Below are 12567 nucleotides of genomic sequence, written 5' to 3' on the forward strand. Positions count from 1 at the left end.
GATCACACTCCTCGATGAATTCTCAAGAACGTTCTTCTTCTGCAGCTTCCGGTACCCCAGGTACAGGCCGAGCTTGATGAGGAGGAGGATCTCGAGAAGCGTGAGAAGGTCCGGGAAGTTGTTGAGAGCATACAGCCAGAACTGATCGAGCGGTGTTGCCGGCACCGGAGGTTCAACCTTCACGGTATCTGCCGGCATACCCATCTCCGCGCCGGGCGGGAGTGGCTCGACAATGTAATCTCCCGGCAGGGCTCCCGCGGGATAGAGGATGAGCAGGAGGCAGCCAAGCGCGAACAGAACGGTGTGCAGGCTGCCCCGGCAGAGTATCATATCCCGGTAATCTGCCACAAATCCATTAAATTCTTGTTATTTTATCTCAACTGAGCGATGTCTGGTACGAATAGGTTTCAGTCCCGCTCACCACGTGACCGTATACGGAGGATGGCCAGCTCCCGGGTGCAAGACCCCCGGCACGGGAAATTTTCAGGTTGATGCGCCCATCCGTAAAACCATCGGAAGAATCATAATACGTGCCGAGAATCCCGGACGGCGTCTCTATCGTGAGTGCCAGTGAGTTGGCGACGGATCCCCAGGAGAGGTAATGCGAAAAGGACGTCTTACCCGAAGGAACATACGTTGAATAATAGTCTCTTTGTCCCTGCGTGATTGTGGACACAGACCGGAGTGCAAACCCTGCAACCCGGGTGTCCTCGTCAATGGTCGAGACAACGTACCCGTCCTTTTCTTCGATAATCTTAGCCGATACCGCTGGTGCGAGAAGTGCTGCACCAAGCACAATCAGGATTGCTATCCAGTGAACCTTCATGGTATCACGGGAGAGCGTACGGGAAGGGGGTATATACCTTTTATCACCGAGTACCTTTCGCTTTCCTGCTCCGGAGCCCAAATTGAGGAGAACGTGCACGGGAGCGCAGGAAATGGAGAGAACGTGCAATCCCCCTGCCTGCAGGGATTCCCTGATGGAGAATACCCTGCCGGTTCTTTCACAGGCGGTTGCCATCAGTCGTCCCCACGCAAGAGTTGTTGCCCCCAATCCCATCCATGGTAAGATAAACACGGGGGGCAGTGAAACGTCAGTTAGTCCGCATAGCCCGTAATGATTTTAAGCGAGCAGGGGAGACAACTAGATCCTATGACCATTACCAAAGCACAGGAAGCGGAAATTATTGCCACCATGGAGCAGTACGCCTTGGCGTACCGGAAGAAAGACATCCAGGCATTCTCAGCGATCTTCTCCCCCGAGATCAGCGGGTTTGGCAGCGGGGCCGACGAGGTGATCCGGGATCATGCAGGCCTTCTCCGCCAGATCCGGCGTGACATGAGCCAGGCCGACGTGCATGCGGTCGAGTTCTCGGACCGGCAGATCTTCGGCGATGGCAGGGTTGCCTGGGTAACTTCTAAGAGTACGATGACCTTCTCTATCGGTGGGTCGGCAAAGCATACCCTCTTTGGACGGTCAACGATGGTGCTGAAAAACACCGGGAGCCGGTTGGTAATTGTACAGCTCCACTTCTCGCTGCCGTTTGGCGGCCAGTCAACAGGCCAGTCATTCCCCGGCGCGTAAGGCTCCAAAAAGACCAGTCATCTTTTTTCCCGCGGCAAAACCGGGATCATCCTCCTGGTTTTCCCTGTACGTGTTCTTCGGCACGGCGTATCCATGTGAGACCGGGCCGGCAGAGGAGGATGACAAGAACGCACGCGATCAGCGCAATAGCACCGATCTCCCATCCTGCTGATGACGGTGGCAGGAGAATGACGCGGAAGATACTGCGCCAGTCAAAGACAAAGAACGCGGCAAGGAAGAGGAGGGCATACCGGACCGGCCGGGAATCACCGGCAATGATCACATTTGCCCGGGGGAGGATACGGAAGAAAAGGATTCCCAGGAAAAGAAGAATGAGAAGTGTCCCCGGGAAGAACAACACCCACGGGGAGAGACCAAGCCCGTGGTTGATATTCCCGATGTCGCCATTACTGGCAAACGCCCGCAGGGGCATATAGGCAATGAGCTCCATCAGGTTTACGATGATGAACCAGAAGACAAGATGGAACGCCCACTTCCTCCGGACCAGGAACGGCGAGAGAAGAAGCCAGAGGCCGGCAATGACTACAACCGCGTGGAAAACGAGCGGCATGACCGCGATGACCGCTGCATCGGCACCAAGCCCGGCATTGAACAGATCGGAATACGAGACACCCTCATCCCAGCCGTCCAGCGTCAGCGGATTGCCCCAGACGATCGCGAGCGGATCCTGCATCCTTCCCAGGAGAAAAGCCGTCGTGCTGTGGATATGCTCGTGGATGATGACGATCGCGGACTGAAAGAAAAAATACGTTGCCGCTGCAATCATGGCATAGACGATGCCGTCGCGGATCCCGGTCTGCCCGGCCATAAATACCGTCACCAGCCAAGACAAAATAATCATTGTGGTTTTATCCCACGGGTCTTAATCCGGCCCGCAAAAGGACAAAGTAGTACATCGGCATACATCTCTATCGCAATCCCATGGAAAAGAAGTCCATTCTCATTGTCGAAGACGAGGCGGTGTCGGCACTTGACCTGTCGAATATCCTGAAAAATCTCGGGTACCAGGTAGCGGATATCGTCACTACAGGTGAAAAGGCAATTGCAGCCGCAGACGCACTGCACCCGGATCTCATCCTGATGGACATCCACCTGGCAGGCAAGATGACCGGTATCGAGGCAGCGGTGAAGATCCTCCGGAACCATGCCGTACCGATCATCTATCTTACGGCTCACTCGGAGCCGGATATTGTAAGGGAGGCCACGATCACCCGGCCCTACGGGTATATCATCAAACCGTTCACGGAACGCGAGCTCCAGACCGTAATCGAGATTGCACTCTATAAGGCGGAACTGGACCGGGAGTACCGGAAGGAACATGCCCGTCTGGAGGGCTGGGTCCGGCAGCAGACAGAGGACCTGAAGCAGGTAAATGAAGCTCTCGCTGCAAGCGAGCGGAAGTACCATGAGTTCATCTCCCTCCTTCCGGAGATCGTTTTTGAGTGTGACCTTGCCGGGAACCTGACCCTGGTGAATGAGAACAGCCTGCAATTCTTCGGATATACCAAAGAAGACCTGAAACGCGGGCTCAACCTGTTCAACCATATTGTTCCGGAGGACCGGGACCGGGTAAGGCAGGGCATCGGCAGGATTGCCGGCGGGGGCAAAACAACCGGGACAGAGTATACCGCTATGCTGCGGGACGGCACACGGTTCCCGCTCCTTGTGTACACGACACGGGTAATCGAAAATGGCCGCTGCACGGGGATCCGGGGCATCCTTGTCGACATCTCCGAACAGAAAAATGCCGGGCAGGCAATGCAGCAGGTCATAAAAAAACTGGGGATCCTCAACAGCATCACCCGGCACGATATCCTCAATAAACTGACCTCCCTCTCCTGTTTTCTTACCCTGATCAGCGAGGGTGGGCCCGACACGATGAGGAAGGACTATGTTGTGCAGTGCACCGCGATCGTTGCAACCATCAACCGCCAGGTCGAGTTCATGCGCGATTACCAGGAGATCGGTATCCGGTTGCCGGTCTGGCAGGACCCGGCTGCCATCATCCGCTATGTGGCAGAGGTGAATTATGCTCCGGACCTCACGATACAGGTCTCGGATCCGGGCTTTGAGATCTTCACCGACCCGCTCTTCGAGAAAGTGATCGAGACCTTCATCGACAATGCCATCCGGCACGGGGAACACGTAACGACCATGACGTTCTCTGTCCGGGAAGAGGAAAGCGAACTTCACATCACCTGCGAAGATGACGGCGCCGGCATCCCTGCCGGAGACAAGGAACATATTTTCGAGAAGGGATTTGGCAGGAACACCGGCCTTGGCCTCTTCCTTGCCCGGGAAATCCTTGATATCACCGGCATTATTATTCGTGAAACCGGAGAATACCAGAAAGGTGCCCGTTTCGAGATTATTGTGCCAAAAGAAGCCTACCGGAAGGGATCTTTGGCATCCTCCCGTTCCGGCACCTGATACAGTTACCCCTATACAACACTAAAATTACGGTTTTTCCTGCTTTTTCCCGCTCCGTTCATTTTCACGCCCCGTGCCTCACCTATATCTCCCGCGTGGCAGACACAGAGGGGAGAATTTATGCTCTTGTCCGAAATCCTCATCGCAGTTGCCGCGTTCCTCTCCGGCATCGTGGTTGCGTACCTCTTCTTTCGTGCCCGGGTCGGCATATTCGAGGAGCGGGCAAGAAACGATCTCGAACGCTGGAAGCAGGAATGCACAGAGGCGATCCGGAAGGACTCCGTCAACCGTTCGCGCTCAACCCTGAAAGGAAAGATCGCGGAACAGATGGCTCCGTACCTCCCGGGATTTCCCTACTCTGCTGCGGATGCCCGTTTCATCGGGAGCCCGGTCGATTTCATTGTCTTTGACGGGTACTCAACCGCAAAAGACGGGGATTGTGGGGAGGTCAGCGTTGTGCTGGTTGAAGTGAAACAGGGGAAAGGGAAGCTGACCCGCGGGGAGTCGCTGGTCCGGAGGGCTGTCGAGGGGGGCAGGGTCAGCTGGAAGACGGTAACGATACAAAACGAGGATGTCGGATCTGACTAAAAAATTGTGAGGGGAGAGGATGGATGTTCACCGGAAAAACCGGAAAGTCGGACCTCTCATTCCGGCTTATGCCGGGGTCATGATGTTCAGGCGTGTCCGGCAATGACGGCAGGAGGCGACCCGGGACTTCTTGAAATGATCGCGGGGCGAGTTGTTGACGATGATGCTTTCGGCTGCACATGCGGGGCAGGTGAACCGGATCACATAACCGGTGCGGGTGCCCCGTATCTCGGGATACGGTTTCTGGATTGCCATAGTCTTGAGGTAACAAAGATGAGTATTCTCTCTGGTTCCCGCATTATCGGGGAATGTCCGGAACGGTTATCAGAAAAGGTCTTGCGGAGTACAGAGCGGGCAGGGGATCTCTTTTAGTCCTGCACGGATCGCGGGTGTCAAAACCGATAATGAGTGTATACCTATAGGTACCCGGAGTAAATACAATGATGGGCCGGGATCTCAAAAACTGGTCCTGAATACATAGTTTCAACAGATCAACCGCCATTGAGACAGGTACCACATGGTTGCCCGTATGAGGTTATGTTCCAGGGTTCCCTGCGTTTTTCCAGCGATGGATATGATACCCCCGGGTATCCTGAGATCTTTTTTCCCCTGCCGGCCTGAGATACAATTCCCCGGGCGGAAGGTGCAGGCAGGACAGCACCTGCCGGGTCGTGCGCCATGACCTCCCTGTGGAACTGGTTGCTGGGAAGATCGGAGATTTTGCGTTCCCGCCCCTGGGACCTGACCGAGATTGTTCCACTCTCTGAACGGCTGTGGTTCCGTCTGCTTCTCATCGCGCTTGGCATACTTCTGCTTGTCGCAGTATTCCTGATGCTCTGAGGGGAGACGTAAACCCTGCAGCCATAACCCTGCAGGTTCCCCAGATACCGGATCGGTTCCGGTAAAAACAGGTCTTATTAAAAAAGGGGGATTATCGCCGCACGCAGAAGAACCCGCCGCGGAGGTGGTTCTTTATGTAGATCTCGCAGGCCTGACAGAAGCATCCCATCATCTTCATGTCTGTTGCTGACGAGGGACCACGGGCACAGAAGAGCTCGGTGGGCTGGTACTTGTCCAGGCAGTGGTGCTTGGCATTCGGGCACCGCGTGCAGTAGTTCCTGCAGATCTTCCGGTTCTCTTCGGTATCCTCGATGACGGGTTTGCTGGATTCAAACATGATGGAAAAGGTGGGAATCCAAGGATATTAGATCTTTTTGTTTTTTCTCCCGTCATCCATCATGCAGTACAGGGACAAGTCCTCGCCCGGTGCAATGTGTACGGGGCTTATTCTGCATGGAGCGATCCTGCGTCGTGCGGAAGGAAACACCTATGTGCCATTGCCGTGAAGTTATCCTGCAGGATGAAATGATCATGGTTGCACTCAACAGCGAGGTTACGGAGTCCCTTGAAGGGACAAAGATTGTCTTTTTTGCAACGGCGTCAAAGAACGGGATCCCCAACGCGGTGCCGGTGGGGGCATTCAAGCTCCTTGACGATGCAACGCTCCTCATCTCCGACCAGTTCTTCAACAAGACATTAGCGAACATGAAAGAGAACCCGAACGCGGCGGTCACCTGGTGGGGGGACAAGGGAGGATTCCAGGTGAAAGGGACCGTGACCATCCACACGGACGACAAGGTCTTTTCAGACGATGTTGCCTGGATGAAGGAGCTCCGACCCCAGCTGAAACCCAAGTCCGCGGTTGTCCTGAAAGTGACCGGTGTCTTCAGCATCAAGCCCGGGGCTGATGCCGGCAAAAAGATCCTCTGATTTTTTTTATATCCCTCCGCCGGGCATGGTTGAGATCCTGTCCCGGATCACCATCTTTATTATTAGGCACACCCTAACTAATTTCGATCGGAGCATGGACGAGACAGAGGAGCAGCTGTTCGAAGCATTAGGCGGGCTGCTGAAGATCAAGAACGAATGTTCCTGCTCTGTCTTCTCCGAATGCGGCCTCTCCGATATGACCGTAAAGCAGATCGCGTACCTGAAAGTGATCAATGAACAGGGCGAGGTCACGTTCAGCAGGCTCGCCGAGCTCACCGGGACGTCAAAGCCCACGGTGACCGAGATGATCAACCGCTGCGTCCGGATGGACTGCGTGTACCGCGAGCCGTGTCCCGATGACCGCCGGATCCAGTATATCCGGCTCACGGACAAGGGCCGGATGATCGCCAGGGCCGAACAGGCGGCCCTTCTTCGGGTTGCTGAACGGATGCTGGATGCGCTCGATGACCAGGAACGGGATCTGCTTGTCAGGATCCTGCGGAAAGTCCGGTAATTTTTTTCGCCGGAAGAAAAGTTAGGTAAATTCGAACTAAATGATTGAGGAAACAATGCAAACGACAACAACAGATGCACCTGAAGAGACGCTGGTGATACCGCTCTTCGAGCTGGTCGTCTACCCCCAGACACAGACAAAATTCGGGGTGGACAGGACAACCGGAGACTTACTCCTGAAAGCAGAAGGAGCAACCGGTGCCGCCCATGCGGTGGCACTCACCGTCAGGAGCGGTGTCAGGGCATCCGAACTGACTGCCGGGTCCCTGTATAAGACCGGAAACCTGCTGGAGGTGGTGCACGTAGAGCCATCCGACGATGGCTATATCATCTGCGCAGAGGTCGTGGAGAGGGTGACCGCTCTTGCGATAACAGAACGGGAGGGGCGGTTTTATACCACCTACCGGTCCCTGCCGGATGAACAGGACATCGAGAAAGAGTTGCAGGAGCGGATCCTCACCGACATCAAGCTCACCATCCACGAGACGAGCAGCCGGTTCTCGGGATCCGAGCAGTTCACGCGGCCGATCGACAGCATGGACTCGATCGACCAGGTACTGGGCTTCGTCATGCCCTTCCTCCCGGTCAGTGTTGAGGAGAAGCAGGCGCTTCTCGAGATCTCGTCAGTCCGCCAGCGGTACATCACGTTCCTCGAACTCCTGATCCGGACACGGGACACGATCGCGATCCGGATGGAGATGGCAAAGAAGGTCTCCGACCGGGTCGGCAAATCCAACCGCGAGGCCATGCTCCGCGAGCAGATGCGGGTGATCCGTGAGGAGCTGGGCGAAGAGGACGGCCCGGCTGCAGACAGCGGGTACCGCGAGCGCATCGTGCAGTCGAAGATGCCGGAGGACGTACAAAAGAAGGCACTTTCAGAGGTCAGAAAACTTGAGACGGGCGGGCCGCAGAACCATGAGAGTTCCGTGATCCGGAACTGGCTCGATCTGTTGCTCGACCTTCCCTGGACTACAGAGGAGAAGAAGAGCATTGACATCAAAGAGGCACGGAAGGTCCTGGAGAGCCACCACAACGGCCTGGAGAAGGTGAAGGAGCGGATCATCCAGCACCTCGCAGTCATGAAACTCAAGAAAGAGAAGCAGGGGTCCATCCTCCTCTTCTCCGGACCGCCCGGTACCGGCAAGACGAGCCTTGGGAAGAGCATTGCCGAGGCGCTGGGCCGGAAGTACGTCCGGATCAGCCTTGGCGGCGTGCGGGATGAGGCCGAGATCCGGGGCCACCGCCGTACCTATGTCGGGGCGCTGCCGGGCAGGATCATCCAGGGCATCCGGAAGGCCGGGACACGGAACCCGGTCTTTGTCCTGGACGAGATCGACAAGCTGGCCTCATCCTATGCGGGCGACCCGGCCAGTGCACTCCTCGAAGTCCTTGACCCGGAGCAGAACAGCACCTTCTCGGACCACTACCTCGAGGTCCCCTACGACCTCTCGGATGTGCTCTTCATCGCAACGGCCAACACCCTGGCAACCATCCCGGCACCGCTCCTCGACCGGATGGAACTGATCCCCATCTCGGGATACACCAAGAACGAGAAGTTCGCGATTGCAAAGGACCATCTTATCCCGGCAGTGCTTGCCGAGCACGGCCTCGATGCCGATACCCTCCGGTTCGATGACGACGCCCTGAAAATGATCATCGACAAGTATACCCGGGAGGCCGGTGTCCGCTGGCTCCGGAAGCAGCTGGCGAAAGCAGCACGCTATGTGTCGGAAAAGATCGTTGAAGGGGTGACAGAGAAGCCCTTTGTGATAACGGTGGAGAACCTGGGGGAGGTCCTGGGAAAGGAGCTGATCCGCCAGGAGGTAATCCGGAAAGAACCGGTCCCGGGCGTTGTCACGGGGCTTGCCTGGACTCCGGTCGGGGGCGAGATCCTCTTTATCGAGGAGACGTTCATGCCGGGCACCGGAAAGCTCACGCTCACCGGCCAGCTGGGGGACGTAATGAAGGAGTCGGCGACCATCTCGCTCTCCCTGATCCGGTCCCGGCTTGCCGGGCAGCAGACAGGATTCGACTTCATGACAAGCGACATCCACATCCACGTGCCCTCCGGTGCAACGCCCAAGGACGGCCCGTCAGCGGGAGTCACGCTCTTTACCGCGCTCGCGTCGCTCATCACCGGAAAGACGGCTGATCCAGAACTTGCCATGACCGGGGAGATCACGCTTTCCGGGGCAGTCCTTCCGGTGGGCGGGATCAAGGAGAAGGTGCTCGCAGCCCACCGTGCGGGGATAAAAAAAGTGATCCTCCCGCGGGAGAACCTCCGCGACCTGGAGGACGTGCCGGAAGACGTGCGGGCGGATCTCGCGTTCGTGCCGGTGGACTCGGTCGAGGACGTGCTCCATGAAGCGCTCGGCATCACCCTCTCTCGTTCCCTGGGCCGGCATCCCGCAAACAGCGCAGTCCCGGTCCAGAATACCTGAACGTACCCTTACCCTTTTTCTCTTGAGAGCGCGTGGGCACTCTCACAAGAGACCTCCGTTCTCCTGTTTTTTAAAAAACGGCCCCCCGTACCAGGGCCGGTTACTGCTGCTGGCAGAAGTGCCCGATGACCAGGCTGTGCCGGGCGAAGAGCTCGCAGGCAGGACAGAAGCATCCTGCTTCTTTCCTGTGGGGTGCGCCCGATGTCCCGCGGGAACAGAAGAGCGCGACGGGTTGGTACTTGTCCAGCAAGTTCTGTCGGTAACTTGGGCAGGCGCCGCAGTACTTCATGCAGATCTGTTCATTCAGAGGGGAGTCCTCCACCTTTGTTGTGTCAGGTTTCATCATAATGGATGGATAGTGCGATCCGGGATAAGAGGTTTCTCCCACCGGGTCCAGGAACATGAGGCCCCCCTCCGCCCCATCATGCCGGCTTCTTTGCCCGCATCAGCGAGGCACCGATCCCAAGAACAGAGAGTGCGGTAAAGAGGTAAAAGGCATACCGGAGGCTCGTGAGGAACTGCGAATAGAACTCCGGTGTGATCTCCACGCGCCCGAGAACGAGCGCAAAGAGCATCATCGCAATCCCCATGGAGAGCATCTGTCCGATGACCCGCATGGTGCCGTTCATGCCGGACGCAACGCCATACTGCCGTTTTTCGACAGCGCTCATGATGGCGTTGATGTTCGGGGACGAGAAGAGGCCGAGGCCTGCGCCGAAGATAATGAGGCAGATGACAATATACCAGAGGGGCGTTGATTCGGACAGGAAACTGAGCAGGAAGAGCCCGATGGCACCGAGCCCCATCCCGGACGATGCAACGATCTGCGGATCGATGCGATCGGAAAGCCTGCCGGCCACGGGAGAGACCAGCGCCATCGCTGCCGGCTGGATGATCAAAACAAGCCCGGCTAATTCCGGGGAGAAGCCCTTGGTGTACTGGAGATCGAGACTTAAGAGAAAGGTCACGGCATAGGTTGCGCTGTAATTGATCAGTGCGGCGAGGTTCGAGAAGATGAAGACCCGGTTTGTGGAAAAAAGGTGCATGTCAAGGACCGGAGACGGCGTCCGCGTCTCGTACCAGACAAAGACTGCCCCGAGGACCAGGCCGGCGGGGATGAGGACAAAACCCGCCGTGCCCGGCACTTCCGAGAACCCGTACATCAGGGCAATGAGGGAGAGCGCATACAGTACCGACCCGGTGAGGTCAAAGGACTCCCCCGCGCACTCCGCCCATTCGCCGTCAAGTTTCGTTACAATAAGGAGACAGGCGATGATCCCAAGGGGGATGTTGACAAAAAAGATGCTCCGCCAGCCGAAGTAATCGGTGAGGAGTCCGCCGAGCAGGGGCCCGGCCATGAGTCCGACAAAAACTGCCGTGACATAGATCCCCAGCGCCTTCCCGCGTTCATGCGGGGGAAAGACCGAGGTGAGGATGGCGATGCTGGTACCATAGATGAGGGCGCCACCGAACCCCTGGAGTGTCCGTGCCAGGATGAGCAGGGCCGTGGTCGGGACCATCGTTACGAGAAGCGAGGCAATGGTAAATACCGCGATGCCGTACAAAAAGACCCGCTTCCTGCCATAGATGTCTGCAATCCTCCCGAACGGGACAAGGAAGATGGCTGCAGCGAGGAGATACGCGGTCGAGATCCATGAGAGCGAGACCGCGTCCATGTGGAACTCGTCACTGATGGACGGGAGCGCGATGTTGACTGCCGAGCCGTCAAAGGGCGTGATGAAACCGGCCAGCAGCGCGATGAAGAGCACAGTATAGCGCAGGGAGCGGGAAGGCGTGATTCCCTTGGACTGGACCGGTAACGGCAAGAGGATCACCCGCTCCCGGGATCCGTCGCTTCCCTTGAGGGAGAAAACCGCTCAAGGTAACATTCTCCCGAGGAAAGGCTCGTACCGGGGGCAAGTTCAAGAAGGAGAGATGAGGCATGGTCATGGCAGACATACGCAGTGCAACACCCAAAGGACTCAACGCCAATCGCGTCCTTCCCGCATCGTGCACACTTCTTTTCTTCGGCCATGGCTATACTCCGGTTTTGCATGTCAGATACATGAGTCTTTGTGGTCTTTTGCATGGCCAGCCCATGGATTATGGTAGGAAACGGGAGACTGCGAAAATAACCGCACTCATCGCCACGTATATTTCCCCAACAGATAAAACCGGAAGTATGAAAAAAGAATTCCTCTCCGCAGGGATCCGCATATCCCTCATCATTGCAACTCTCCTCGTGGCAGGCTGTACCGGCCCTGCCGGTTACCCGGTCTCATCCCCGGGGGAGACCTCCATCGTCACCCCTTCGCCATCACCCGGCGCTACCGGGACGCCGGGTGATGCCGGGTCGGTTGCCAAAGCAAACAACCTGTTTGCCTTTGACCTCTACCCGGCCCTTGCCGTGCTACCGGATACTGCCAACAGGAACCTCTTTTATTCCCCGTTCTCCCTGTCAACCGCCCTTGCGATAACCGGTGAAGGGGCAAACGGGAAGACCGCAGATGAGATCTTTTCCGTTCTCCACCTCCCAAAGGACCCCGTTACCCGTCGCACCGGGTTTGCCGGTCTGAACGCAAGACTCAACAATGCCAGTGCCGACTACACACTCCGGACCGCAAATGCGCTCTGGGCAGAGAAGACCTATGCGTTCCTCCCGTCCTTTACCGGGACTGCCCGCCAGTACTATTCCGCTGAAACCACGAACCTGGACTTTTCAAGGGCTCCGGAGGAATCACGGTCAACCATCAACAACTGGGTTGAGGAAAAGACCGAGAAGAAGATCCGCGACCTCCTTCCACAGGGAAGCATCACTCCCCTGACCCGCCTCGTTATAACGAACGCGATCTACTTTAAGGGAACCTGGGCCCGGCAGTTCGATGCGAATCTCACAGGAGATGCGGATTTCACCACCTCTTCAGGACAGGTCATAAAAGTCAGGATGATGCAGGACAGGGGAGAAGACGCGAAATACTGGTATGCTGAAACCGCCGATCTCCAGTACATCGAACTCCCGTATTTCCAGAAAACAGGAAAATCGCTGTCCATGGCCGTCCTGCTGCCGAAAGGAAATGACCTCAGCCCTGCAGAAGCTGCCCTTTCTGAGAGCAACCTTTCAGCACTCAAACAGAGCGCACAGCACCGGACGGAAGAGGTGTACATCCCGAAATTCCGCGTCGAGACCGGGAATACGCTGGCCCTTATCCAAATCTGAAA

14 protein-coding genes and 1 pseudogene are annotated in these 12567 nt (G+C 56.8%); 7 read left to right on the top strand and 8 right to left on the bottom strand.

The features are described from left to right. A pseudogene (locus tag CW742_RS01420) lies at window positions 1-330 on the bottom strand (hypothetical protein); the annotation flags it as partial. 46 nt (window positions 331-376) lie between these two features. After that, a complete protein-coding gene (locus CW742_RS01425; RefSeq protein ID WP_292415653.1) occupies window positions 377-826 on the bottom strand; it encodes a peptidase domain-containing protein in 450 nt (149 codons plus the stop codon). 327 nt (window positions 827-1153) lie between these two features. Between CW742_RS01425 and CW742_RS01430 the strand changes: the two genes are divergently transcribed. Continuing rightward, window positions 1154-1585 carry a nuclear transport factor 2 family protein gene (locus CW742_RS01430; protein ID WP_292415655.1) on the top strand — a complete coding sequence of 144 codons (432 nt, stop codon included), beginning with the start codon at window positions 1154-1156 and terminating at the stop codon, window positions 1583-1585. 46 nt (window positions 1586-1631) lie between these two features. Here CW742_RS01430 and CW742_RS01435 read toward each other — a convergent pair whose 3' ends face one another. After that, window positions 1632-2414 (bottom strand): hypothetical protein, encoded by a 783-nt coding sequence (locus CW742_RS01435; RefSeq protein WP_292415657.1) that lies wholly within the window; start codon window positions 2412-2414, stop codon window positions 1632-1634. Between the two features lie 113 nt (window positions 2415-2527). Between CW742_RS01435 and CW742_RS01440 the strand changes: the two genes are divergently transcribed. After that, on the top strand, window positions 2528-4036 hold the full coding sequence (locus tag CW742_RS01440; RefSeq protein ID WP_292415659.1) for a response regulator: 1509 nt from the start codon (window positions 2528-2530) through the stop codon (window positions 4034-4036). Between the two features lie 120 nt (window positions 4037-4156). After that, the gene (locus CW742_RS01445; RefSeq protein WP_292415660.1) at window positions 4157-4624 is read left to right on the top strand and encodes a Holliday junction resolvase-like protein; all 468 of its coding nucleotides are present in this window, start codon (window positions 4157-4159) and stop codon (window positions 4622-4624) included. Between the two features lie 66 nt (window positions 4625-4690). Here the strand turns inward: CW742_RS01445 and CW742_RS01450 are convergent, their stop codons facing one another. Both CW742_RS01450 and CW742_RS01455 read right to left on the bottom strand, forming a co-directional pair. Further along, the gene (locus CW742_RS01450; RefSeq protein ID WP_292415662.1) at window positions 4691-4879 is read right to left on the bottom strand and encodes a hypothetical protein; all 189 of its coding nucleotides are present in this window, start codon (window positions 4877-4879) and stop codon (window positions 4691-4693) included. 676 nt (window positions 4880-5555) lie between these two features. Beyond that, complete coding sequence (locus CW742_RS01455) at window positions 5556-5801, bottom strand: DUF2769 domain-containing protein (protein ID WP_292415664.1); 246 nt, start codon at window positions 5799-5801, stop codon at window positions 5556-5558. 194 nt (window positions 5802-5995) lie between these two features. Between CW742_RS01455 and CW742_RS01460 the strand changes: the two genes are divergently transcribed. From CW742_RS01460 to lon, 3 genes are all read left to right on the top strand, one after another. Further along, on the top strand, window positions 5996-6394 hold the full coding sequence (locus CW742_RS01460) for a pyridoxamine 5'-phosphate oxidase family protein (RefSeq protein ID WP_292415667.1): 399 nt from the start codon (window positions 5996-5998) through the stop codon (window positions 6392-6394). Window positions 6395-6488: 94 nt separating this feature from the next. Beyond that, complete coding sequence (locus tag CW742_RS01465; RefSeq protein ID WP_292415669.1) at window positions 6489-6908, top strand: MarR family winged helix-turn-helix transcriptional regulator; 420 nt, start codon at window positions 6489-6491, stop codon at window positions 6906-6908. A 40-nt stretch (window positions 6909-6948) separates the two neighbouring features. Continuing rightward, window positions 6949-9348: an endopeptidase La gene (lon, locus tag CW742_RS01470; RefSeq protein WP_394339450.1), complete on the top strand. Its 2400-nt coding sequence runs from the start codon at window positions 6949-6951 to the stop codon at window positions 9346-9348. A 100-nt stretch (window positions 9349-9448) separates the two neighbouring features. Here lon and CW742_RS01475 read toward each other — a convergent pair whose 3' ends face one another. The 3 genes from CW742_RS01475 to CW742_RS01485 all read right to left on the bottom strand — a co-directional run bounded on the left by CW742_RS01475 (window position 9449) and on the right by CW742_RS01485 (window position 11383). Then, window positions 9449-9637, bottom strand: a complete 189-nt coding sequence (locus CW742_RS01475; protein ID WP_292415671.1) for a DUF2769 domain-containing protein — start codon at window positions 9635-9637, stop codon at window positions 9449-9451. A 133-nt stretch (window positions 9638-9770) separates the two neighbouring features. Then, on the bottom strand, window positions 9771-11174 hold the full coding sequence (locus CW742_RS01480) for an MFS transporter (protein ID WP_292415672.1): 1404 nt from the start codon (window positions 11172-11174) through the stop codon (window positions 9771-9773). 5 nt (window positions 11175-11179) lie between these two features. Further along, window positions 11180-11383, bottom strand: a complete 204-nt coding sequence (locus CW742_RS01485; RefSeq protein WP_292415673.1) for a hypothetical protein — start codon at window positions 11381-11383, stop codon at window positions 11180-11182. A gap of 147 nt (window positions 11384-11530) precedes the next feature. On the opposite strand from CW742_RS01485, the gene CW742_RS01490 reads away from it, so the two are divergent. Next, complete coding sequence (locus CW742_RS01490; protein WP_292415674.1) at window positions 11531-12565, top strand: serpin family protein; 1035 nt, start codon at window positions 11531-11533, stop codon at window positions 12563-12565. The last annotated feature ends 2 nt before the right edge of the window (window positions 12566-12567 follow it).

The sequence above is a fragment of the Methanoregula sp. genome (genome assembly GCF_002835825.1).
Lineage (GTDB): Archaea > Halobacteriota > Methanomicrobia > Methanomicrobiales > Methanospirillaceae > Methanoregula.